This window comes from Acinetobacter sp. WCHAc060033 (assembly GCF_004209125.1).
Classification (GTDB): domain Bacteria; phylum Pseudomonadota; class Gammaproteobacteria; order Pseudomonadales; family Moraxellaceae; genus Acinetobacter; species Acinetobacter wuhouensis.
Map to the genome: position 1 here is coordinate 36,145 of NZ_SGSW01000012.1, position 25,391 is coordinate 61,535.

The 25,391-nt window shown below is 38.6% G+C and carries 20 protein-coding genes; 11 read left to right on the top strand and 9 right to left on the bottom strand.

The window, feature by feature from the left end; translation table 11 throughout:
- Window positions 1-6: 6 nt before the first annotated feature.
- Together clpX and EXE10_RS07135 are read left to right on the top strand one after the other, a co-directional pair.
- Window positions 7-1,317: an ATP-dependent Clp protease ATP-binding subunit ClpX gene (gene clpX, locus EXE10_RS07130; RefSeq protein ID WP_130112880.1), complete on the top strand. Its 1,311-nt coding sequence runs from the start codon at window positions 7-9 to the stop codon at window positions 1,315-1,317.
- A gap of 180 nt (window positions 1,318-1,497) precedes the next feature.
- Window positions 1,498-2,247, top strand: a complete 750-nt coding sequence (locus EXE10_RS07135) for a DUF2846 domain-containing protein (RefSeq protein ID WP_130112881.1) — start codon at window positions 1,498-1,500, stop codon at window positions 2,245-2,247.
- Window positions 2,248-2,292: 45 nt separating this feature from the next.
- On the opposite strand, the gene EXE10_RS07140 is transcribed toward EXE10_RS07135, so the two are convergent.
- From EXE10_RS07140 to EXE10_RS07150, 3 genes are all read right to left on the bottom strand, one after another.
- Window positions 2,293-2,826 carry a DUF2059 domain-containing protein gene (locus EXE10_RS07140; protein ID WP_130112882.1) on the bottom strand — a complete coding sequence of 178 codons (534 nt, stop codon included), beginning with the start codon at window positions 2,824-2,826 and terminating at the stop codon, window positions 2,293-2,295.
- Between the two features lie 48 nt (window positions 2,827-2,874).
- Complete coding sequence (locus tag EXE10_RS07145; protein WP_228256797.1) at window positions 2,875-3,423, bottom strand: DUF2059 domain-containing protein; 549 nt, start codon at window positions 3,421-3,423, stop codon at window positions 2,875-2,877.
- A gap of 82 nt (window positions 3,424-3,505) precedes the next feature.
- Window positions 3,506-5,032, bottom strand: coding sequence for a fumarate hydratase (locus tag EXE10_RS07150; protein ID WP_087552393.1), 1,527 nt, complete (start codon window positions 5,030-5,032; stop codon window positions 3,506-3,508).
- Between the two features lie 527 nt (window positions 5,033-5,559).
- Here EXE10_RS07150 and EXE10_RS07155 point away from each other — a divergent pair.
- The 4 genes from EXE10_RS07155 to EXE10_RS07170 all read left to right on the top strand — a co-directional run bounded on the left by EXE10_RS07155 (window position 5,560) and on the right by EXE10_RS07170 (window position 8,125).
- Entirely contained in the window at window positions 5,560-6,192 is a 633-nt protein-coding gene (locus EXE10_RS07155) for a class I SAM-dependent methyltransferase (protein WP_130112883.1), read from the top strand.
- A gap of 56 nt (window positions 6,193-6,248) precedes the next feature.
- Window positions 6,249-6,896: a DUF6348 family protein gene (locus tag EXE10_RS07160; protein ID WP_130112884.1), complete on the top strand. Its 648-nt coding sequence runs from the start codon at window positions 6,249-6,251 to the stop codon at window positions 6,894-6,896.
- 219 nt (window positions 6,897-7,115) lie between these two features.
- Window positions 7,116-7,724, top strand: a complete 609-nt coding sequence (locus EXE10_RS07165) for a M17 family peptidase N-terminal domain-containing protein (protein WP_130112885.1) — start codon at window positions 7,116-7,118, stop codon at window positions 7,722-7,724.
- A 14-nt stretch (window positions 7,725-7,738) separates the two neighbouring features.
- Entirely contained in the window at window positions 7,739-8,125 is a 387-nt protein-coding gene (locus tag EXE10_RS07170; RefSeq protein WP_130112886.1) for a hypothetical protein, read from the top strand.
- A 349-nt stretch (window positions 8,126-8,474) separates the two neighbouring features.
- Here the strand turns inward: EXE10_RS07170 and EXE10_RS07175 are convergent, their stop codons facing one another.
- The 4 genes from EXE10_RS07175 to EXE10_RS07190 all read right to left on the bottom strand — a co-directional run bounded on the left by EXE10_RS07175 (window position 8,475) and on the right by EXE10_RS07190 (window position 14,250).
- Complete coding sequence (locus EXE10_RS07175; RefSeq protein ID WP_130112887.1) at window positions 8,475-8,936, bottom strand: DUF2147 domain-containing protein; 462 nt, start codon at window positions 8,934-8,936, stop codon at window positions 8,475-8,477.
- Window positions 8,937-9,100: 164 nt separating this feature from the next.
- Window positions 9,101-11,239 carry a phosphate acetyltransferase gene (gene pta / locus EXE10_RS07180; RefSeq protein WP_130112888.1) on the bottom strand — a complete coding sequence of 713 codons (2,139 nt, stop codon included), beginning with the start codon at window positions 11,237-11,239 and terminating at the stop codon, window positions 9,101-9,103.
- Window positions 11,240-11,418: 179 nt separating this feature from the next.
- On the bottom strand, window positions 11,419-12,636 hold the full coding sequence (locus tag EXE10_RS07185) for an acetate/propionate family kinase (RefSeq protein WP_130112889.1): 1,218 nt from the start codon (window positions 12,634-12,636) through the stop codon (window positions 11,419-11,421).
- 348 nt (window positions 12,637-12,984) lie between these two features.
- Window positions 12,985-14,250, bottom strand: a complete 1,266-nt coding sequence (locus EXE10_RS07190; RefSeq protein WP_130112890.1) for a glutamate-5-semialdehyde dehydrogenase — start codon at window positions 14,248-14,250, stop codon at window positions 12,985-12,987.
- Between the two features lie 302 nt (window positions 14,251-14,552).
- On the opposite strand from EXE10_RS07190, the gene EXE10_RS07195 reads away from it, so the two are divergent.
- A complete protein-coding gene (locus EXE10_RS07195; RefSeq protein WP_130112891.1) occupies window positions 14,553-15,899 on the top strand; it encodes an alpha/beta fold hydrolase in 1,347 nt (448 codons plus the stop codon).
- 89 nt (window positions 15,900-15,988) lie between these two features.
- On the opposite strand, the gene EXE10_RS07200 is transcribed toward EXE10_RS07195, so the two are convergent.
- On the bottom strand, window positions 15,989-16,831 hold the full coding sequence (locus tag EXE10_RS07200) for a class I SAM-dependent methyltransferase (RefSeq protein WP_130112892.1): 843 nt from the start codon (window positions 16,829-16,831) through the stop codon (window positions 15,989-15,991).
- A gap of 148 nt (window positions 16,832-16,979) precedes the next feature.
- Window positions 16,980-17,999: a beta-N-acetylhexosaminidase gene (nagZ, locus tag EXE10_RS07205; protein ID WP_130112893.1), complete on the bottom strand. Its 1,020-nt coding sequence runs from the start codon at window positions 17,997-17,999 to the stop codon at window positions 16,980-16,982.
- A gap of 197 nt (window positions 18,000-18,196) precedes the next feature.
- Here nagZ and EXE10_RS07210 point away from each other — a divergent pair, with 197 nt between their 5' ends.
- The 4 genes from EXE10_RS07210 to EXE10_RS07225 all read left to right on the top strand — a co-directional run bounded on the left by EXE10_RS07210 (window position 18,197) and on the right by EXE10_RS07225 (window position 25,350).
- Window positions 18,197-20,380: a carboxy terminal-processing peptidase gene (locus tag EXE10_RS07210; RefSeq protein ID WP_130112894.1), complete on the top strand. Its 2,184-nt coding sequence runs from the start codon at window positions 18,197-18,199 to the stop codon at window positions 20,378-20,380.
- 212 nt (window positions 20,381-20,592) lie between these two features.
- Window positions 20,593-22,668 (top strand): EAL domain-containing protein, encoded by a 2,076-nt coding sequence (locus EXE10_RS07215; protein ID WP_130112895.1) that lies wholly within the window; start codon window positions 20,593-20,595, stop codon window positions 22,666-22,668.
- Window positions 22,669-22,835: 167 nt separating this feature from the next.
- Window positions 22,836-24,428, top strand: a complete 1,593-nt coding sequence (locus EXE10_RS07220) for a peptide chain release factor 3 (protein WP_087552403.1) — start codon at window positions 22,836-22,838, stop codon at window positions 24,426-24,428.
- A 106-nt stretch (window positions 24,429-24,534) separates the two neighbouring features.
- Window positions 24,535-25,350 (top strand): hypothetical protein, encoded by an 816-nt coding sequence (locus EXE10_RS07225; RefSeq protein ID WP_416346098.1) that lies wholly within the window; start codon window positions 24,535-24,537, stop codon window positions 25,348-25,350.
- Window positions 25,351-25,391: the final 41 nt, after the last annotated feature.

Sequence of the window (25,391 nt, forward strand, 5' to 3'; positions counted from 1 at the left end):
GTGAAAATGTCCGATCTTCCTCAAGGACAAAAGCATTGTTCATTTTGCGGTAAAACGCAGTCTGAAGTCGGTAAGCTGATTGCAGGCGAGGACGCGTATATTTGTAATGAATGCGTGGACGTATGCTTAGACTTAGTTCAAACAAGTCAGCAAGTGGAAACTGGTGATTGGGCATCACGTCCTTTACCAAAACCACATGAAATTCGTGCGGCTTTGGATCAGTATGTTATTGGTCAAGATACTGCGAAAAAGACTTTATCTGTCGCAGTGTATAACCATTACAAGCGCTTAAAAGTCACTCAATCTGCAAATAAACCTAAAGATGCAATTGAACTTGCGAAGAGTAATATTTTGCTGATTGGACCAACAGGTTCAGGTAAAACATTGCTTGCACAAACGCTTGCACGCTTGCTTGATGTGCCTTTTGCGATGGCAGATGCGACGACATTAACTGAAGCGGGTTATGTCGGTGAAGATGTTGAAAACATCATTCAAAAGCTGTTGCAAAAAGCGGATTATGATGTAGAAAAGGCACAAAAGGGCATTATCTACATTGATGAAATTGACAAGATTACCCGTAAATCTGAAAATCCATCAATCACTCGTGATGTGTCTGGTGAAGGTGTACAACAAGCATTGTTAAAAATGATTGAAGGTACAGTTGCATCAATTCCTCCTCAAGGCGGTCGTAAGCATCCACAGCAAGAGTTTATTCAAGTGGATACATCGAATATCTTGTTTATTTGTGGTGGTGCTTTCGCAGGTTTAGAGAAAGTCGTGCAACAGCGCCAAGAAAAAGGCGGTATTGGTTTTACTGCTGCTGTGAAGAATAAAGATGATACCAAGAAAGTATCTGAATTATTCCGTCAGGTTGAAGCGACTGACCTTGTTAAATTTGGTTTAATTCCAGAGTTTATTGGTCGTTTGCCCGTGATTGCGACACTTGAAGAGCTTGATGAAGAAGCATTAATGCAAATTTTGACTGAGCCAAAAAATGCATTAACGCGTCAATATCAGTATCTCTTCGAGATGGAAGATGTAGATCTTTTATTTGAAGATTCTGCATTGCGTGCAGTGGCGAAAAAGGCGCTTGAACGTAATACAGGTGCGCGTGGTTTACGTTCGATTCTGGAAAATGTATTGCTTGAAACCATGTATGACTTACCAAGCCGTACAGATGTGGGCACAGTTGTGATTAATGAAGCTGTGATCAATGATAAAGCTGCACCAGAATTTAAACCAGAACGTCAGCCAAAGCAGGATGATGTTGAAGTTGAAAAAGTGGATTTAAAAGTACTTGATACAAAATCAGCGTAAAAGTTGTTTTTGATCGAATTCACTTTGCAATTCATCCGAAACGTGTAATTAGCTTGACTATTTACACGTTTTTTTATTTTTAAAAAGTCATTGAAATGTTAAGCTGACTGTGGAAAATAGTGTTTATTCAAATTATTTTATTAAATAACGAAAATAAAAAATACGTGGTGAGGGAAAATCATGCGTTACTTAGGTCTAATCATTTTGGTCAGTTGTGGGTTAACAGCTTGCCAAAGTCATAAAGCAATTGAACAGCAATCCACGAAAGTTGTATCAACTTTAAATCCGATTGATTTTAAAAAAGAAGATTCATTTGTTCATGAAAAACTGGATCAATATAAAGTAGGTGGTTTTTCAGTTGGCTCTTGGGTAAATCAAACCCCAGGACAATATTTTAAACTGGTTAAACCTCAAAGTGCTCAAGCTGCTGTGGTTTATTTTTATCGTGCAGATAGTAAATGGAATCGCCAGGAAATTATTCCCACAAACTTCTTTTTAAATGGAAAACGTATTCCAAGTTTGATTAGCAATCATTATTATTGGATTGAGCTTGCACCAGGGGATTATAAGTTAAGTATGAGTCGCCCTCTGGCTGTTTTTCATTTCCAAAAGCCTAAAGTTGCCTATTTTACTGTTGAAGAGGGTGGGCAGTATTTTGTGAAATATGAAGAAGAAAAATTCCGTGGTGGTCCAAATGGTGAAGCAGGTTTATTGCGTGTTGGACCTTTGATGCAAATGCCAACTCGTCAAGGTTTAAAAGAAATAGCGATGACTCAACTTAAATCACCAGGCTTAAACTTTGTTGCTGAAGTGACTGCTGATGGGCGTGTGCTTAAACCGAAACAAGAAATTAAAGGTGAAGCATACAAAGTCAGTGATGATGTGCATTTGGCGACACCATTTAAATTATGGAACCCAATGACTTGGTGATGTGTTGAATATAAAAAAAGAGAGCGTAGCTCTCTTTTTTTATATTTATTTGTTCTCGGCAGCTTTTTTTAACGTATCTAGTTTTTTATTAATTTCCTTAAAATCAGCTGCTGTTGTCTGCATACTCGACATCAATTTTGTATTCATAAGTGCCATGGTTTCTTGAGCGACTTGTGGTGTTTTTTTCAGAATAGATTGCCCTACGGTACTCGAATAAAAGTCGATTTGTGCTTGAATTTCTTCTGCGCTGTAAACCTCTTTATAAATTTTTTGATAAAGTGGTTTCATTTGATCCCAAGACACGGTCTTCTGGCTTTGAGCATAAAGTTTATCGGAAAGTTCATTGGCAACGATTTGTTCTTGTGGATTGAGCTGATCTTTCTTTACCGTCATTTTGACAATTTGATACGCCTGTTGATCTAACTGAGGGCGGATTTTTTGTATGGTCTCTTGCAAAAGTGTATCAAGATTCATGACATTGAGAAGTTGTTGTATTTGTTGATCAGATGCAGGCGCTGCAAAAGTTAGATTTGCTGTCAGACATGAACTGATTAAAAGAAGCTGTGGAAATAATTTCATAAAATACCTGAGTGATTGAACGTCATCTTGATTGAGTTTACAAAGGTCTTAAGGTTGAGTTGGGAGAATTGGTTTGAGTATGGCTTCCATTTTGGCTTTGAGTACTTTTTTGTTTTCAGGCTTAAGCATTTGTTTCTGAGAGAATAAGGTTGTTTCCTGTAATATCTCAGTCATTAAACTATTCGTTTTATTATTGATGGATTGCCCGAGTGGCGTGCTTAAAAAAGCAATGTTGGCTTGGACTTCTTCTTCAGTAAAAGTCTTTTTGAACAAGGCTTTAAACATATCTGTAAATTCAGGGTTGGTAACGAGATTTTGCTGTACTTCTGTATATAGCGCACTGATTTGTAAGACTGCATTTTGCTGTTCAATATTCAGTGTTTGAGCACCTGTAATTTGACGGACAAGGTCTTCAGCTTGCTCATCAAAGTAAGGTTGCATATCTCGAGTACTTTGTTTAAAAATTTCTGAGATATTAGAAAGTTGTATAAGTTTATCGACACTTTTATCTGTCGCAACTGTTGCAAAAGCCGTAGATTGAATTCCCCAGATGAAACATGTAAACAGCATTGGCGCGAAGATTCGTGTTATTTTCATTATTTAACTCAAAATAAAAAAGCACCCTAATCATAGGATGCTTTTTCATTAAGATACAAGTTGTATCTTTCTAAATCTCGGATTAGTTCGCAGCAGCATCAACCACTGGAATTTTTCCAATTTTTGCTTGCCAGATTTTAGGTGCAATGGCGTGGATAGATGTACCATTGACATCCACAGCAACAGATACAGGCATGTCTTGTACTTTGAATTTGTAAATAGCTTCCATACCCAAGTCAGCAAATGCAACGACTTCAGCTTCACGGATTGCTTTAGATACAAGGTAAGCCGCACCACCTACAGCCATCAAATAAGTTGCTTTGTTGTCTTTGATTGCTTCAACCGCAGCAGGACCACGATCCGCTTTACCAATCATACCAAACATACCGGTTGCTTCTAAGACTTGGCGAGTGAACTTATCCATACGTGTTGCAGTCGTAGGACCAGCAGGACCAACAACTTCATCACCCACAGGATCTACTGGACCAACGTAGTAAATAAATTTACCTTTAAGGTCGACAGGAAGCTGTTCACCTTTATTCAACATATCAACCATACGTTTGTGCGCAGCGTCACGACCTGTATAGATTGTTCCGTTTAAAAGCAATGTATCACCTGGTTGCCAAGTGTTCATTTCTTCTTGAGTGATGTTGTCTAGGTCAACACGTTTAGATTGTGAAGAATCCCAAGTCACTTCAGGATAGTCAGAAAGTTTAGGTGCTTGAATGTGTGCAACGCCTGAACCATCTAATTGGAAATGAGCGTGACGAGTTGCAGCACAGTTCGGGATCATACCGACTGGTTTACCCGCAGCGTGGCAAGGGTAGTCTTTGATTTTAATATCAAGAACTGTGGTTAAACCACCAAGACCTTGCGCACCAATACCAAGCGCATTCACTTTCTCGAAGATTTCAATACGAAGTTCTTCAAGTTTGCTTTGTGGACCACGGCGAAGTAATTCGTCCATATCCAATTCTTCCATCAATGCTTCTTTAGCAAGCATCATGGCTTTTTCAGCAGTACCACCAATACCGATACCCAACATACCAGGCGGACACCAACCTGCACCCATTGTTGGCACAGTTTTAAGTACCCAATCCACGATTGAGTCTGATGGGTTTAACATTGCAAGTTTAGATTTGTTTTCTGAACCGCCACCCTTAGCAGCAACAGTAATATCAACTTTGTTACCAGGAACAAGTTTGTGATAGATCACTGCAGGCGTGTTATCTTTGGTATTCTTACGACCAAACGCTGGGTCTGCAAGAACAGATGCACGTAGAATATTTGAATTTTCTAGGTAACCTTGACGAACACCTTCGTTAATCGCATCGTCTAAGCTCATGGTTAAATCAAATTTAACATCCATGCCCACTTCAACAAATACGTTCACAATACCAGTATCTTGACAGATTGGACGATGACCTTCTGCACACATACGTGAGTTAATTAAGATTTGTGCAATTGCATCCTTGGCAGCTTTGTTCTCTTCACGATCATAAGCACGGCTCATCGCTTGGATGAAGTCTTGTGGGTGATAGTAAGAAATGAACTGAAGCGCATCCTTGACCGATGTGATCAAGTCATCTTGCTTGATAATAGTTGTCATATCGAAAATCTCTTGAGCGGGCTGATAGCTAGCGGGCTAAATTATACGTGATAATCCAAGTTTTGTCGGCACTTTGCTTAAGATTTGGTCTAAAGTTTAATAAATTACATCAGGCAATTTTTTGTCATATTTCAGCGTGAAAATCGTGAATATCTGTCATATAAAAGCGGGATTTTGAAATATTAATGATTTATTTTGGAAATAATTAATTTATAAGTATTTGAATATTAATAATTAATTTTATTAATATAGCAAATTTTCTAAATATGACATCATTGTCATATATTTGTCATAAAACTTTCACATAATAAGCCTGTCCAAAAATGAGTAATGAAATATGACAATTTCGAGTATCTTAATGGTTGTGGGCTTTAGCGTTTATATTGCAGCAACTTGGATGTACGGTCAGAAAGAAGATCAAGTCTAACGCTTTATCTTCTTTTTTTATGTTTCAAAATTTTTAAATACAACAATAAATAACTTCCCCATTTATACTGATCATAAAAATTATTCCTCTATTTTCGACTATGACAGATCAAACTTATCTTTCTGAAAATATTATTGAAATTTACAAAAAACATGGTCATGCATGGACTGAACTACATGGAGAATATCTTTATGAGCGAGCATGGCTTGACCGATTTTTAGCTTTGCTTCCGCAAAATTCTAATATTCTAGATTTAGGCTGTGGTTCAGGAAAACCGATTGCTCAATATTTAATTGAAAAAGGACATTCTGTAATAGGTGTAGATACTTCGGATAGTATGATTGCAATGGCACAGCAGAATTTTCCACAACACTCTTTTCCAAATTTACATTGGATTCAGGCAGATATGCGAACGCTTGAACTTGATCAAAAGTTTCAAGGGATGATTGCTTGGGATAGTTTTTTTCACCTCAGCCCTGATGATCAGCGTGCGATGTTTCAGCAATTTGCAAAATTTTCGGAACAGGGCACAGCTTTAATGTTCACAAGTGGTCCTGCGCATGGTGAAGCGATTGGTAATCTGTTTGGTGATGCTTTGTATCATGCCAGCTTGTCACCAGAAGAATATCGTGAATTATTCAAAATTTACGGTTTCGAGGAGATGTTGATGATCGCGGAAGATCAAGACTGCACAGGGCATACGGTGTGGTTGGTGAGGAAAATAAGAGATTGACCATCGTGACTTGGCACTGTTAAATGTGGAAAGTATTTCATTAAAAGAATAAATCAATGCACTCGATTCCAATTATTGAACCTATTCAGCAGTTATTTGAACAGCATAATATTCCCTACGCAATGGAACAGGATTGGTTGGTTCCATATCAGGATTTCACACAGTATCCAGCAATTCGAGCTTTATGGTTTCCTTACACGGTAAATGGTTGTTTACAGATTGAAGTGTTACATCATGATAGTGAGTTGATGATTGAGTGCTTTGCAGGGGTTGGAGAAGACAATGATGCTATTACGGATGCTTTGCAAATTTTTTGCTTAAATTCATTTCATGTATTTGCTGTCGCATTTTGGGATTTACCACAAGGTGATCAGGTCACCATTGAACAATGGGAAATCCAAGGGGTAACTTATCAGGCTTATTTGGGTGCGATGGGAACACGTTTAATGAGTAATGATGAATTCCCTGCTTTACCTGAAAATTGGTTCGATAGTTTTTCCTCCGAGATCCAGAATGAATCAAACTTAGATACTTTGGCGTGGTTTCGATTATTCATCGGAAATAATCAGGGAGATTTGACGGTTGAAGTATTGAGGAATAATGATGTTTGTGAAGAAATGCAAAAAGTGATGCGTGAATTCGATTGGATAACATTGGATGGGTATTATAGTATTCGTCATTTTATGATTTTAAAAGCACAGTAAGATAGATAAGATATAAGAATAAGTTAGGTTTGTCTTAAAAGACTTATGTTATTTTGATGTTAATCTATTTAGCAACGATTCAAGGCTCTCTAATATTGGTTCTGCTAATCGATGCTGTCGTTCTTTTAATCAAAACACCACAAATTATCAGCATTTTTCAACGATTCTTTTTTGTTTAATTCGGCAAAATAACAACAATCACTCTACCGAATATTGAAAATGCCTAATACAAAACAGTTTCTTATTGGTCAATACAAAAAATTAAATCTCAATATAGTGACTTGGGATGGTGTAACAGCAGAGGTGGATTTATCCTGCGGTTGTCTATTTGAGCATGAAGTTGATCATGCGCCAGTACAAGGTGGTCTTGCGGATCTCAACCAAACTTTAAATGGAAAATTACTACACATTCGGGAGCAAAAACTCTTTCAAGCTGTGCGTTTTGAAACTTTATTGTTTGACCAAACTCAGCCGAATATTCAGTCTGAAAAAGTCTTGTTAATTGGTATGGGAAGTCCAGAAGATTGGAGCACAGCCGATACCGCAAAAGCGGTACAGATTGCATTTAGAACCGCACAACAATTGGGTTTGGAAAGTGTGGCTTTTGCCCCCAGTATTTTAGATACAGGTTTAAAATTAAAAGTAGATTTGAGTTCAGTTTTAGTCAAGGCTTTGCTTGACGTTTATGATGCACAATGTGAATTAGAACAGTTAGGATTGGTGAAGCCTTGCACTGTGCAAAATTGGTATTTTGATGCGGGTGATCATCAATTTGAAGACAAGGCAAATAACTATATTCAAATATTTAAACAACTCACAACAAAATAATAGAGAGATTAAATATGAGTGACATTCAGCAAAAACTTAAGTTAAGAGAATTGGAAATTGTCGATGAGCATGATCAACCACGGATTCGACTTAGTGTTGAACAAGGTTTAGCATCAATTCAATTGTTGAATTTACAAGGCGAAGTTGGCGCTCGTATTGAATTAGATCAAGCAGGATTTTCCAAGATACAACTGGCTTCAATCGCAGAGCCTTTGCTAAATGTCAAACTTGAAATGGATCCCAAAGGCTCTCATCTCAAATTTGATCATCAGAATGGTGCTTCTAATTATTTGTTTTTAAATAATCAAGGTGCTTCAGGTTTGGTGATGTTAGATGCACAGCAACAGCGTAAGTTTGCCGCGACGGTGAGTGAACAAGGTGTTTTAAAGATTGATCAATAGCGTGGATATTGTGGCATGAAGTAAAGGATTGCTGTTGAGTCAACGCCGAATGGTTGTGTAGCGTCGTAATATGTCTTTGTACGCTATGGCGTACATGAATTGAAGGCGTTGTCCAATATACAGCATACCTATATTTTTTTATCATGGGGACATAGAGAGCAGGATGCTCCGAAAATAAAAAGAAAATACAGAACAAGGAATGTGAGGTAAGACAGGAGTCATACCTAAGCATCAAATACGAAAAAAGCCCGACAGGATGTCGGGCTTTTTTTATGTTCAAATTTTACTGATGCGATGTACATTAAAAGGAAGGGTTCTTTTAAACTGTTTTATAGCTTAGTTATAGAGTTTAGTGAACATCCTGTAACTTGATCCAAAGCATAGAAGTCGTATGGTTTTGCGTGGTACGACCTGTCATTTGCAGTTGTGTCTTTGAGTGATTTAACTGACCACTGATTTTATATTGGTAACCATTGTCAGGATTTGTCCACAGACCATGGCTAAATTGACTGTTGTTTGTATTGGTACTAAGCCCTTGTAATACCTCCATACCGATAACAGGTTGGTTTTTAAAGCTTCCAGTACATTTTTGACAGTTTTTTAAATTTTTTGAAGCACCATGCAATTGGGTAATCACTGCACTGTACTGTTGTGTTTTTGAGTTTTTGCGAATCACTATGTCGGAAATATATGCGTCTGTGCGATGATCAATGACTTTCCATGTTCCAATCAGTGGATCGAAAGTATAAGAAAACGCAGAGCAGCTGAATAAGGCAAATGTGAATGCTGTAGATAAAGATTTAAAATTCATAAATAAAAAACAATCAAATAAAAATGTGAATATTATACTTGTTGTAATCGGTATTATTTTTTAAATATTTGATTTAATGTGTCTTTATTGATTTTAATTTAAAAAAAACCACCCAATTTTTCAATTGGATGGCTGAGTATCAACTTGAAAATCAGATGAAGTGATTAAGCTTCTTGTTGTGCAGATTGAATCGCAGTTAAGGCGATGGTGAATACAATATCATCCACCAAAGCACCACGAGACAAGTCATTGACTGGTTTATTCAAGCCTTGCAACATTGGTCCTACACTCACGACATTGGCAGAGCGTTGTACTGCTTTATAGGTGGTGTTTCCTGTATTTAAATCAGGGAAGATAAATACATTGGCACGCCCCGCAACTTTAGAATCAGGTGCTTTAGAACGACCAACACTTTCTACTGAAGCAGCATCGTACTGTAATGGACCATCGATCAATAAATCAGGGCGACGTTGTTTCGCAATCTCAGTGGCTTTCGCGACTTTCTCAACTTCGGCACCTGCGCCTGATGTTCCTGTTGAATAAGAAATCATAGCAATGCGTGGGTCGATACCAAACGCTTTTGCAGAATCTGCTGATTGAATGGCAATCTCAGCCAATTGTTCTGCATCTGGATCTGGGTTGATCGCACAGTCACCGTATACATATACTTCATCAGGCAATAGCATGAAGAATACAGAAGACACCAGTGAATAATCAGGTGCTGTTTTAATCAATTGGAACGCTGGGCGTACGGTATTCGCAGTGGTATGTACTGCACCAGAAACTAAGCCATCGACTTGATCGAGTGCCAACATCATCGTACCCAGTACAACCGTGTCTTGTAGTTGTTCACGTGCTTGCAATTCATTGATTTTGCCTTTACGTAATTCAACCATTTTGGTCACATAGTTTTCACGAATCAGATCAGGATCAATGATTTCTAAGTCAAATGGCAATTCGATATTACGTGCTTTAGCAACTTCAAGAACCGCTTCTGGTTTTGCCAATAAAACACATTGTGCAATTCCACGAGATTGACAAATCGCAGCTGCTTGGATGGTACGTGGTTCATCACCTTCAGGAAGGACAATACGCTTTTTCGCCGCAATTGATTTTTGTACCAATTCATGACGGAATGCAGAAGGTGATAAACGTGGTTTGTAATCACCATTGAGCATTTGAATCAGCCATTCTTGATTGATATGACTTGAAACAAAACGCGTCACTTGATCCGCACGATCGGTATCATCGACTGGGATTTCATTGCTTAAATTCGCCAATTGTTGTGCAGTTTCAAAAGTGCTTAATGGTGTATGTAAAATTGGTAAACCATTTTTAATTGCAGACTGACAGAAATCTAGTACCAATGAATTTGGTTCATGGTGCTCAGTCAAAACAAGACCAGCTAGTGGAATACCATTGCTAGTTGCAAGGCTACTTGCCAGTAATACATCAATACGGTCAGATGCGCTGATAATCAATTCGCCTGCCGTGAATTTATGTAACTCATGTTCAATATTTGCGGCAATCAAACTGCTGTGTAAGACACGACGTGTTTTTGCTTTACCTTCATTGATCCAAGTGGCTTTGATCTGTTGTGCAAGGTCAGAAATACGTGGCACACTCAAAGTATCGCTAAATGGTACTAAACCAATGATTGGAAACTCAGTTGAGCCAATGTGGGCATGGGTTTTATGAATTTCATTTTTGAAATTATTGGTATCTGAAATTAAACGTAAATTCGGATCAATGGTGACAGGAATCTGTGCAGAATCCGCAGGTAAACCACGCGTACGCATGAATAAAACACCTGCATTACGCGAAGATGATGCACCACCAAAGTTGCGTAGTTGCGCTTCAACTTTTTCAGCTGTTTGTTCTGGCTTCGTAATATCTGCATTGCTAACAAAAATAACTTTTGCATCTAAAGCTTGAGCCAATGATGCGTTTAAATCACTGGCAAAAGAATCACGTGCAGTCGGCACTAAACCTTCAACAATAATAATATTGTGTGACTTCGCGACTTGGCGTTGTAGGCTGACAGCTTCTTCAAGCAATTCATCAGTTTCACCACTGTTTAATTGCTGAGTCAGCTTCGCATAAGAAATAGGCTCAACTGTATCCAATTTTGAAATATGGCGATACAGTGCCGTGGTACGATCTGGATCGGTATTTAATTCTTGTGAAAATGGTTTTACAAAACCTGCTTTAACACCTTGGCATTCCAAAGCATATACTAAACCTAAACAAGCAGAGGTTAGACCTACGCCTTCTCCAGTTGGAACCAATAAAATCGTTTTCATAGACTATTTCTTTAATAAATAAAAAGCTGTTAATTTTTCAAAGGTTTGTGATGAAAAACTCCGTACAGGATTTGTCGGAGTTATTCATTTATCTGTTGTGTTTGGGTAAAACCAGATTATTTTCAGTGATGGGATAATGATAAAATCATCCCTTCGACAGCTACAGGTGTTAGGACAGCTTAAGCTGTCACAACATCAGATTCATGCTTTTTTGCAGCCTGTTGTACCTCATGCTCTACAACGCTTTCAGTTTCTTTAGCAATACGACCTTCTTCATCTGTAGGAACAACCCAGATTTGCGGACCAGTACCTGCATCAATACGACCTTCAGTACCACGTTTTAAACCATCATTGTGTTCTTTGCTGAGGTTAAAACCGAAGTGTGGTAAGTAGGCAATAGTTTTTTCACGGATATAAGCAGAGTTTTCACCAATACCACCCGTGAAGAATAAGCCGTCAATGCGTGGAAGACCACAACTTAAAGCTGCAAGTGATTTTGCTAAACGGTAGCAGAATACTTCAATGGCTAAAGTTGCATCTTCATTGCCTTGTTCAGATGCTTCAATCAAAGTACGCATGTCATTTGAAAGATCAGATAAACCTAATAGACCTGATTGGCTGTTGAGCATCTTATCAATTTTATAGATGTCCCAACCTAAGTTCGAAGCAAGGAAGCTGTGAATACTTGGATCTACATCACCACTACGAGTACCCATCACTACGCCCTCAAGCGGTGTTAAGCCCATAGATGTATCTACAGATTGACCATTCCAGATCGCACAAGTCGAGCTACCATTACCTAAGTGTGCTGTTAACCAACCACCGTGTTTGTAGCTACCTGCAAGTTCAGAACCACGTTCAGATACATACGCGTGACTTGTACCGTGGAAGCCATAACGGCGTACATTGTGTTCTGTATATAAGAATTTTGGCAATGCATAACGGTATGCATGTGCAGGCATCGTTTGATGGAATGCAGTATCAAAAACAGCAACTTGAGGAAGTTCAGGGAACAAACGCATTGTTGCTTCGATACCCACCAAGTGAGCAGGGTTGTGAAGTGGTGCAAGCGGTGTTGCTTCACGAATTTTGTCTACAATTTCAGGTGTTAATAATTCTGCCTTAGTCGAAGTACCGCCGTGTACAACACGGTGACCAATCGCTTTTGGTTTGTATTGAGACAGACGACCTAAGATCGTTTCCAATGCTTTTTCATGATCAGCATGTGGAATAGAAAGTTCAAGCGGTTGATTACCCGCTGTGACGCCTTTGATACGTGCCTCAGCAGAGCCTAAGTTTTCTGCAAGACCAAAGATTCGATCTTCACGACGTTCAGAAACAAGCGCATATTTGATTGATGAAGATCCGCAGTTAATTACTAATACTGATGTAGACACGTTTTAATACCCGAAATTGTAATTTGAAAAAGTCATCCTGATTGATCTGATTACGCTTCTTTGCAGGGCAATTTAGATCAGTAGTGATGTTTTACCATGTGTAGTTTTTTTGTCCTAGATAGACTTTAGGTGATTAGACTTTTGGATGATCGACCTGAAATTGATTAATATTTAATATTTATCAGTTGATTGCTAAAAATTATCACTCATTTACACGCTTCGCTAGAGTCTTTATGTTTTTCTTGTAAGCAAAAGATTTTTTTGAATATTCACAAAAAAACAGATTGAAAATAAAAAACTCAGTACCTATTGAAATAAATACTGAGTTTATATTGCTAATTTATTGAATTATTGGCGAATTTGCCCATCACCTAAAACAATCCATTTTTGCGAGGTTAAGCCTTCTAGACCGACTGGACCACGTGCATGGATTTTATCAGTTGAAATACCGATCTCAGCACCTAAGCCATACTCAAAACCATCGGCAAAGCGGGTTGACGCATTGACCATCACTGAACTTGAATCCACACGTGTTAAGAATTGACGTGCTAGGCTAAAGTTTTCAGTAATAATCGCATCGGTATGGTGTGAACCATATTTGTTGATGTGTTCAATCGCTTCTTCAATTCCAGAAACAATTTTGACTGCCAAAATTGGACCTAAATATTCTTCATACCAATCTTCTTCACTGGCAGGCTTTACGGTATCGCCTAAAAGTTTTTGTACTTTTAGGCAACCACGTAATTCCACTTGCTTTTCAGCATAGAGTTCAGCAATGCGCGGTAAGAATTCATCTGCAATTTTTTCATCCACAAGCAAACTTTCCATGGCATTACATACACCATAGCGATGCGTTTTGGCATTTAGTGCGATTGGCAAAGCTTTATGTAGGTCTGCTTGTGCTTCCACAAAAACATGACAATTCCCATCCAAATGTTTAATCACTGGAATCGTTGCTTCATTGGTAATTCGTTCAATCAAGCCTTTACCACCACGCGGTACGATGACATCGACATATTCAGTCATGGTAATCAATTGACCGACAGCAGCACGATCGGGTGTATTGAGTACTTGCACGCAAGTCTCAGGTAAACCAGCCGCTTTTAAACCATGTTGAATTGCTTCAGCAATGGCTTGGTTAGAGTTCAAGGCTTCAGAACCACCACGTAAAATAATGGCATTTCCTGACTTAAGTGCAAGAGAGGCAGCTTCAAGGGTCACGTTTGGACGAGATTCATAAATCATGCCGACCACACCTAAAGGCACACGCATTTTACCAATTTGAATGCCGGTAGGGCGGTAAGCCAAATCTGTAATTTCACCAATAGGATCAACAAGGCTAATCACATCTTTTAAGCCTTGTAGCATCCCTTTAAAGCGTGTGGGGTTGAGTTCTAAGCGATCAAGTAGGGCACTATCCAAGTTATTGTCACGACCTTTGGTCATGTCAATTTGGTTGGCAGCTAAAATTTGCGGTTCACTATTTTCTAAAGCAGTATAAATAGCAGATAAGGCATTATTTTTTGCAAGTGTAGTCGCACCAGCCAAAACACGAGAGGCTTGGCGAGCTTGTTGACCTACAGTTTGCATATACTGTTCGATGGAATCTTGCATAGCAGTTTATTTGATCACTTAGAAATTTCCCTTTGATAGTAGCAGTCTAAGCAATAGCAAGGAAGTATTTCTCTGAAATAAACTTGTTCTCAAGCTTACCTATTCATATTTTGAAAATCTTTTTACCATTTAAACAAGATAAGCGGTCAATTTTGCGATTGCGTATAAATCCGACATCTGTAAGAATGAAACAATAAGGACATTGATGTGATACAGAACTTATACGTATCACAAATTTGAAAGAATAATGTAGGTTATATTTCTTGCAGATTAAAAGAATAAAGCAGGGATGGAGGAAGGATATGAATTCCATTATCCAAATGGACACCGAAACGAACCAAACTTTAACAAGCTTTGGTTTTTTTGACATCTATCATAAAAACAGCTTTAAAGAACAGCCTCGAGAAACATGGATTGATGGCTGGAAAGTTGAATATATGGCAATCGCAGATCCTCGAACGATTCACAATACGCCTATTGTGATTGTCGGTGGGGCATTCCAAAATTTTAATTCCTATAAGTATTGTGTTGAGCAATTCTTTGAAAGTGGTCCAGTCATTCTTATTGATTTGCCTTCTATGGGTGCAAATCAACAAATTACCAATGTGGATACGGGGTTGTCTGCGGGTACATTAGCACTGCCTGATCTGTCACGTATGTTAGGTCAATGGCTTGATATTGTGAACATTCAAAAAGTTGCTGTAGTCGGTATTTCCTTAGGTTCTGTAATTGCCTCATTCTTTGTAGATCAACGTCCAGAATTGGTAGAACGCATGATTCTGATGGGCGTGATGCAGGAAACCCGAAAAAGTTGGCGCATGCTACTTGAAGAATCTTTGATGTTGATGAAAGAACAGCGCATGGATGAGTTTGGGCAAGCCGTCATTCTATATTTGGTCAATCATGCCAAAATGGATAAAACTCGTATGTCGCCAACAGCGAAAAGATTGTTCTTTAAGCAAATGGCAGAATTCTCCAATACTGAGCAAGAGCGTTATGAAATTAACTGTAATCGCTTACTGCGTCTAAGTCATGTGCCTGCACCACAAGTCAATACATTGGTGGCATGTGGTCAGTATGATAGTTTTACTTTGCCTCATGAAAATGCAAAATTTGCGATGCAATGCCCAGATATGCAGTTTGCGATGATTGCCAATGCAGATCATGTCCCGCAATTGCAACGTCGTAAAGAAACTATGCATCTATTCACAACTTATCTACAAGGTAAATCGATTCAAGGTTTAGATGGCATCATTAACTTTACACGTGAAGAAATGCAACAGATTGAACGTCGTGGAGAACAACGTATTCAGGTGCTTGAACCATATCGTCAATTGACACATCGACATTCGAATAAAGTGATCCCTGTAGACATTGTCGATGTGAATTATTTTGGTTTACTGATGAAGCTTGATACGCAAAATGACTTGGATTTTGTCAATGCACATACCCGTGATTTAGCATTGAATTTAAGTGATGATGAAGGTGAGTTTGCGATTGAATGTTTGATTTTCGAAACTTCAGAGCAGGGTATTCGTGCCTTATTCAAACATGGTAGTTTTGAAAATGCAGATCGTTTGTTACGTTTTATTGCACGTCAAAGTCAAGGTCAAGAAACGTGTGAAGTGGAAGAGGAAGCTCTGGCTTAAGTGATGGTTGACTAAAGATTGTTGATGTAAAAAACCAGTCGAATGACTGGTTTTTTTATTGTATTTAACGAATAGTATGTAGAGATTGGTTATAGACTCGCATCAATCATCCAGACCAAATCGCCTAAGTGTTCTTCAGGATCTAATCCCACTTTGTCTTTTTTGAAATAGAGACTTGGTTGAACCACTTGAACTTTAGAAAAGCCTGCCTGTTGCATAAAATTGCGTACTTCTTCAGGAGTAACAAAGTGAAAGCTAAATGCACTTCGTGACATGACTTTTAATAGTTTGCTACTGCTCCAAATGACTTTGGCGAGTTTATTCTTCACTGGCTCAGGATAAAGATCAGTGAGGTAATGTAGTGATTGGAAGTCTTTGCCATAATGTGCAATGGATTGAATGAGTTGTTGTAAAAGCTCTTTGGTAAAATAATTAATTAAGCCTTCACTAATCACCACCAATGGACGACTTGGGTCGAAAACATCAAAGGCTTTTTGGAAGTCTTCGGTAAATAAATCGACAGACAAAACTTCAGGGCTATTAGCATCAATTTGTTTGAGCGCTGTTTGTTTGGTATTTGCCATATCAGGCAAATCCAGTTCACGATAGTCAATCATTGGATAATGTTGTCTAAACCACCAGCCACGTGGTGAAAGCCCAGCTGCTATTTCTAGTACTTGTAAGTTAGGATGTTGCTCAATCAATTGGCGGAGATGATCGTCAAGCATGGTATGGCGTTCTTTGAGTGTAGTCCGCATGCTACCACCGACATATTTTTCGCCCCAGCTTTCGATGGGGTGCGCAATCATTGCCAAAGTTTTACCTTTGGAGGTTGCGAGTAGTGGGTGTGAAATCCCCATTTGATACCAGATATAGCCTGTGTAGTGAGCTGTAAATGAAATATGGCGATGCTTCGATAGCGCTTGAGTCATGGTTATCCTTAACTTTTCTTTTTTTAATTTAAAATTTACTTTACAGAGATTAAACGATAATCAAAAAGGAATATGAAAATTTAATTTATTCAAGAATGCCTTAAATCCTCCCCAACCCTCCTTTTAAAAAGGAGGGAGTTTTATCTTTTTAAAGAGATTTTTTGAAATCTTCAATGACTTTTTTGACAGTCTGCCATTCATTTCCAAGATCGAGAGTTTCGCCAATGTTAATTTGTGGAATTTTCCCACGCATGCGCTCTAAACGCTCTTGATTCGGCATAGGTAAATTTTCGATACCACTTAGTGCTGTGCATGCTGATTCGCGATTATTGCATACCAAGCCCATATCACAGCCTGCATCTAGAGCTGCACGAATACGAGCATCTGCACCACCTGCGACACAGGCTGCTTGCATGCTTAAATCATCAGAGAATAACACGCCATCAAACTTCAATTCTTGACGTAAGACTTTTTGAATCCAATACGGTGAAAAACCTGCTGGATTTGGATCGACTTTTTCATAGATCACATGCGCAGGCATCAGTGCATCTAACTGCGATTGTAGTTTGATAAAGCTTTGCATGTCATTATCGTAAATATCTTGATATTCACGAGTATCAACCGCTGCTGCAACATGCGAATCTGCTTTTACAGAACCATGACCAGGGAAATGTTTGCCTGTAGTCGCCATGCCTGCACGTTGCATACCTTTCATAAATGCACTGGCTAATGGCACGATATCATTTACATTCTTCGCAAAAGCACGATCACCAATCACATCACTAATATCATTGAGATCTAAAACGGGTGCAAAACTAAAATCAATACCGACAGCGAGGACTTCGATTGCCATGAGCCAACCGCATTGTTCAGCCAGTTCAAGTGCTTTTTCAGGTTGGGTTAAGTAAAGTTCACCAAACTTACCCATAGCAGGAAGTAGTGTGAACCCACTTTTTAAGCGTTGCACGCGACCACCTTCTTGATCTACAGCGATCAGAATATCAGGTCGAATACGACGCATATGATCGGTTAAGGCACGGACTTGTGCAGGAGATTCTATATTTCTTGAAAATAAAATCATGCCACCGACTTGCGGAGCTTGTAATAGTTCAATATCTTCTTGAGTAAGTTCTGTGCCTGCAATATCAAGCATCAATGCGCCGATCATAGGAATCCACGGTTGTATTTATATAAACTTGGAAACAATACCCGATTTCTGCAATGATTTGCTACATTTACACCGTACAGATTATGATAAAACTACACAACATAAACAGATAAAGTTGTTTAAGATCTTGAAACTGTTGAGTTCAGATTGAAAAACGCTATAGAAATTGGGAAACCTCTAGGAAGTATTAAGAATTTATGAAACTTCAAAATCTCGCTTGCGCCATAGCACTTGTCACTGGTGGTTTATTTTTCACGCATACAATTAATCAAGCAGTGGCTGAAACCAATGCGACTAAAGTGTCTCAATCTATTCAGCCCTCACAAGAACAAGCCTTGGTGACTCGCCAGTTGGCTGCGCTTATTGACCGTCAACATTATTTGAATATGCGTTTGGATGCGAATACATCAAGTCGCATTCTAGATATGTATATCGACAGTCTTGATCCAGAGCACACCTTATTTTTAGCTTCAGAAGTTGAGCAGTATAAAAAAGAATATGGTGCCACTTTAGGTGCAAAATTAAAAGCAGGTGATTTAACGGGGCCATTTGCGATTCATGCACATTATCGTGCGAGATTAAAAGAATTTTATGATTTTGAATTGGCTGAACTGAAAAAAACACAAAATTTAAAGCAGTCTAATGAGTTTATTGATACTGATCGTGAAAAAGCAGCATTTTTTGGTAGTAAAGCTGAATTAGAAAATTACTGGCGCAAAATGTTAGTTTCTCAGTTGATCAATCTAACGATTTCTAAAGAAGAAGATCAAGCTAAACAGAAAGCACTCAAAGATGATCCAACTTTGGCGAATGGGCAAGATCTGACTGCATCTGAGGATTTGACCCCAGCTCAGACATTGACCAAGCGTTATACTCGTCAATTGGCACGTATCGGACGTACCAAAAGTGATGATGTGTTAGAGCGTATTCTTAATGCAATGACACTCACTTATGATCCGCATAGCAATTACTTCCCTCCTGTCGATGCGATGGAGTTAAATCGTCAAACAACCTTGCAACTTGAAGGGATTGGTGTATCGATTCGTCCTGAACGTGGAAATGAGGATTACACCAAAATTGAAACCATTGTGGACGGTGGTCCTGCAAGTAAAACAGGACAAGTCAAGTCAGGTGACCGAATCATAGGTGTTGCACAAGATGGCGAAGCAATGGTGGATGTCATTGGTTGGCCGAGTTCTGAAATTGTCGGTTTAATTCGTGGTAAGCGTGGCACCAAAGTTTCTGTGAAACTTCTTGGTGCAGGCGCAGCGATGAACCAAGCGCGTGTGGTGACGATTACTCGTGACATTATCCAAGAAGAAGACGCAGGTGTACGTTCACGTACGGTTGAAGTGACACGTGATGGGAAAAAGCATAAGTTTGGTGTTGTGGAAATTCCATCATTCTATTTGAACTATCGTGCGCGTCGTGCAGGAACTGAATATCGTTCAGTGGCGGAAGATACCAATAATGCATTGAAATCATTAGCAGCGCAGAATGTTGAAGGAATCATTGTTGATTTACGTAATAACCCAGGTGGCTCACTAGAAGAAGTTGCCAAAATGATTGGTCAGGTTGTCAAAGAAGGTCCAGTGGTTCAAATCCGTGATGGCAATGGTAATGTCAGTGTATTTGAAGATACCGATGGCGGTGCACAAACTTATGCAGGTCCAATGGCAGTCTTAGTGAATCTGGCATCTGCTTCAGCAAGCGAAATCTATTCTGCTGCATTACAAGATTATGATCGTGCAGTCATTCTTGGAAGTACAACCACAGGTAAGGGAACTGCACAAGTTCAATTGGATAGTTTGGCTTATGGTCAAGCAACTTTGACGCAACGTAAATTTTATCGAATTACCGGTGGAAGTACTCAAAATAAAGGCGTTATTCCAGATATTAAGTTAGTTGATATTTACGACGAAGAGTTTGGTGAACGTAAAGCCAAGAACGCGTTGAAATGGGATACCATTCCAACCGCACCATTCAAGCGTGAAGGTTCGATTCAACCTTATGTGGCTCAACTCAGTGAAAAGTCGAAAATCCGTGTCAGTACTGACCCTCAGTTTCAATATTTGAGTACGCGTAAGACCATTGCGCAAGAAGCTAAAGATCAAAAGCAAATTTCTTTAGATATTGAAAAGCGTAAAGCGGACTTACTCGCACTTGAAGCAAAAACCTTGGCTGCTGAAAATAAGCGCCGTTCTGAAACAGGTTTAAAACCTTATTCGAATTGGGAAAGCTACCAAGCAAGTTTGGATGCATTAGCAGAGTCTCGAGCAAAAATGAAGGTGAATCAGCGTCCTGCATTACCTGAGGAGGAAACATTTGTGAACGAAGCTGCCAATGTTTTGTTAGATTTAGCACATATCAATAAAAAATAACTAAACACTATTTTTAATTGAATTTAAAAAGTATATCTCGGATATACTTTTTTTTTATTCTGTTTAAAAAATAACTTGACCTTCAATAGGATAGTGATATTTTAAGGAGGACTAACGTTCTTTAAAAAATGTGAATCTTATCGCAGTTATGCGTTGTAAGTATTGGAGTTTCCTAATAACAATAACAGGTTCATTACTGGAAGAAAATTTTTATGAGTTATATGAGTTATGATAGTAGTCTCGTAATTGGGTCTGCATGCGTTGCAGTATTCATTTGTTACGTGGCTATTTCATTGGAGCAACTCATATTTGTACCACGTACGCCTCGTGGGCGGAAAATAATATTATGCCTCAGTGGAATGGTTTTTGGATTTGCAATTTGGGCGATGCATTTCGTTGGGATGCTGGCTTGTCACTTGCCTGAAGGTTACTTTTTTGATCCAACCTTAACCGTTATTTCTTATGTAATCGCTGCATTTGCTTCCACCTTTGCAATTTGGTTAACGACTCGAGATACGTTGCCGATCACGCGCCTAGTCTTAGGTGCATTGTTGATGGGGTTTGGGATCTCAGGCATGCACTATGTGGGTATGTTAGGGTTAAATCTACCAAACCAGCAGATTCATTATAATTTAATTATTGTTTTCTTCTCAGTTATGATCGCGATTAGTGGATCTGGTCTTTCTTTTTGGTTAGCTTTTAAATACAAGAATACCTTTAACCATAAAATGCTCTATAAATCTGCGGTGTCTATCATGATCGCATTGAGTATCGTGGGTATGCACTATACTGGTATGAGTGCTGCGACGATTTCTTCAATAGACGCAGGGCATTTTTCTGAGCATATTCATGAAGGACAGGGTATTTTATTATTTACGATCCTTTTTGTGGCAAGTCTGGTGTTGGTTTCAGCTTTTTGTGTCGCCATTTTAGAACGACGATTAGAAGAGCGTAGTTTGCAACTCATTCAGGCAAATAAAGAACTTGAATATTTAGTCCTTCAAGACAATTTAACTAAACTTCCAAATCGTCTTTTTTTGGTTCAATACACAGATTCTTTATTTCTAGAACTTAAAGAATCTCCTCATAAAATTGCATTTTTATATATTGATTTAGATCGCTTTAAGTCTGTGAACGATGCTTTTGGTCATCATATTGGTGATGAGCTTTTAGTGAAATTAGCACAACGTTTATACCCTCTTTTGGAAGAAGGGCAGAAGTTGATTCGAATTGGTGGTGATGAGTTTCTGATGATTTTAGAAAATGCTAATCGTCCTCAAGTTGAACAATTGGCAGAGCTTTTTTTGAATAAAATTCAAGACAGTTTTCAAATCTCAGGTAAAGAAATTAATATTTCAGCCAGTATTGGCATTGTATTTTTTCCAGATCATGGACAAAATTTACAAGATCTTCTGATCAATGCTGATTCCGCAATGATGCAATCGAAAGAACAGGGGCGTAATACCTATAGTATTTATAACAACTCTTTAGATCAGCAACACCAAAGCCGAAGTCAATCTAAGTTGATTAATGACTTGTATAAAGCTGTTGAAGAACAACAATTTATTCTATTTTATCAACCTAAATTTACCTCTGAATATAAAATTTGTGGTGTTGAAGCATTAATTCGATGGAAGCATCCGACTTTAGGTTTACTCGCACCCAATATGTTCATTGATGGTGCTGAACAAACAGGGTTGATTATTCGGATGGGTTATTGGGCTTTAGAGCAGGCTTGTCAGCAAATTCAAGCATGGGAAGAAAAAAAATTTCAATTCTGTCCAGTTGCTGTAAATCTTTCAGCGGTACAATTTGAACATAAGCATTTGATTGATACTTTAGAAAAATTGATTCAAAAATATAAGATCAAACGTGGTCATTTGATCATTGAAATTACTGAATCTACAGCCATGCATCATATCGACAGTAGTATTCGAACATTTGAAAAATTAAGAAATTTAGGAATTAGGTTGGCAATTGATGACTTCGGTACAGGGCATTCGAGTTTCTTATATTTAAAAGATTTGCCTGTAGATGAGCTGAAGATTGATCGTGAATTCATTCGTAATTTATGTGAAGGTTCGAAAGAAGAAATTATTTTAGAAAGTATTATTCATCTCGCGATTCGTCTAGGTCTTGTTGTAACTGCTGAAGGTGTTGAAACTGAACAACAAGCGGTAATTCTTAAGCGTTTAGGGTGTCAGCAACTGCAAGGCTATTTATTGGGAATGCCGTTGCCTGTAGAGCGATTTGAAGCAAATTATAATATTGAACATACGATTTCTTAACTTCAGCTTAGATTTCTACCCATGTAAAAGCACAGTCATAAAAGCACCGGCATAAAAACTACTATCAAGATTAGCTCGTAGCAGGATGGAATTCTGCTACAATATCGCCAATTTTATATTTGGGTCATTTTTGACCCTTGAACTGCATATTCGCAGTAGGTATTTGCATGAGCTTTCAAAATGAATTAGCGGCACAGGTCGCTCAACGCCGCACCTTTGCGATTATTTCGCATCCCGATGCGGGTAAGACCACCATGACAGAAAAATTACTGTTATGGGGACAAGCCATTCAGGTTGCAGGGATGGTTAAAAGCCGTAAAGCCGATCGTGCTGCGACTTCTGACTGGATGGAAATGGAAAAAGAACGTGGCATTTCGATCACCACATCCGTCATGCAATTTCCATTCAAAGACAAAATGATTAACTTGCTCGATACTCCAGGGCATGAAGATTTCTCGGAAGATACTTACCGTACGCTAACAGCAGTTGACTCCGCTTTGATGGTGATTGATGGTGCGAAAGGTGTCGAAGACCGTACCATCAAACTCATGGAAGTGTGTCGTATGCGTGACACACCGATCATTTCATTCGTCAACAAAATGGACCGCGAAATTCGTGAGCCATTAGAACTGCTTGATGAAATTGAAAATGTTTTAAAAATTAAATGTGTACCGCTGACTTGGCCTTTAGGTACAGGTCGTGACTTTGCGGGCGTATACAATTTAATTGAAGAAAAATTCTACGTGTACAAAGCTGGCTTTGGTTCAACCATTACCGATATTGAAATTCGTGATGGTTATAAGTATGAAGATCTTCGTGAAAAAGTGGGTGAATTGGCGTGGGCTGCCTTTGAAGAATCATTAGAATTGGTACAAATGGCAAATGAGCCTTTGGATCGTGATGAATTCTTAGCAGGTCGTCAAACCCCTGTATTGTTTGGTACAGCTTTGGGGAACTTTGGTGTAGACCATGTGTTAGATGCATTCAGTAACTATGCACCACCACCTAAAGCACATCCAACCGAAGTACGTACAGTTGAAGCGACTGAAGAAGGTTTCACTGGTTTTGTCTTTAAAATTCAAGCGAATATGGATCCGAAACACCGTGACCGTATTGCCTTTATGCGTATTTGCTCAGGTAAATATGAAAAAGGCTTGAAAATGAAGCATGTACGTATTGATAAAGATGTACGTATTAGTGATGCTTTGACATTCTTAGCAGGCGACCGTCAGCACCTTGAAGAAGCATGGCCAGGCGACATCATTGGTTTGCATAACCACGGTACCATTCAAATTGGTGATACATTCACTTCAGGTGAAAAATTACAATTTACAGGGATTCCGCACTTTGCCCCTGAAATGTTCCGCCGTGTACGCTTAAAAGATCCATTGAAATCTAAACAACTGCAAAAAGGTTTGAAAGAGCTTTCGGAAGAAGGTGCAACTCAGGTCTTTATGCCACAAATCAACAATGATTTGATTGTTGGTGCTGTGGGGGTGCTTCAGTTTGAAGTGGTTGCTTATCGTCTTAAAGAAGAATACAAAGTGGATTGTATTTATGAACCTGTAAACATTAACACTGTGCGCTGGGTTTCTTGTGATGATGAGAAAAAATTCAACGAATTTAAGAAAAAAGCCCATGATCAATTGTCTGTCGATGGTGGTGGTCATTTAACTTATCTTGCACCGAGCCGTGTGAATTTACAGCTTATGCAAGAACGCTATCCAGATATTCAATTCCGTGCGACACGTGAACACTAAGTGATTGCAATTTTATTGGCATAACTTATTTAAAAATGTAAAAACAGCTTCCTAGTGAAGCTGTTTTTGTACCAAAATACGATGCTCTCAGTGAAAAGGATTTATAGTGCTTTTTTCAAAAAAAATAATAACAGTACTTTGTATCAGTACATTGGCTTTGGTTGCTTGTGATTCAAAACAGGAACAGGGCAAGGATGATCAAGGAATCTTACAACCGAAAGCAGAAAATGCGGATGTTTTGCCTTATTTAAATATTCAAGAAGCTCAAGCAGATTATGCTTTACCATTCTGTGAAAAGAAAAACTGTATTGAAATTGATATTCAAACCATCAAAACACAGGATACGTGGTTAAACCAATGGATTGCCAATAATCAATCGCATGTGATTCAAGCACAGATTGACTCTAAGCAAAATATGACCTTGCAACAAGCGATCAATGCATTCGTGAAAAAATCAGATGCTTGGCAAGAGGAATTTCCAAAAAATAAAGCTTTTGAGTTACATATGCAAACGCGAATGGCTTCTCAGCGTAACCAGTATGTATTGCTTCAAGTGTCTATTAATACATTACAAGCTGATGTCACTATAAAAGAGCGACAGTACTTTTTTGTGGCTGATCGAAAGCTCAAGAAAGGTTTAAGTATTTTAGATGTGATTTCACCGAATCAACAAAACCAGCTCAATACTTGGGTACAAGAAAAGTATGCTGAATGGTTGGCGAAACAAGATACAGATGTGAAAAAACATGCGCCTAAAAAACTCTATTGGGGACAAGCAGATTGGTTTTTTGATGGTGAAGGTGTGGGATTACATTATCGTGCCAATGAAATTGTAGAAGATGCAACTCAGTTGGATATTTATCTCAGTAAAGAACAAACACAGAAAATTTTAAAACCAGAAGTCTTTCAAAAAATGTTCTAAAAATGACACAAATGTGTTTGATATAGTTTGACTTTATGTAG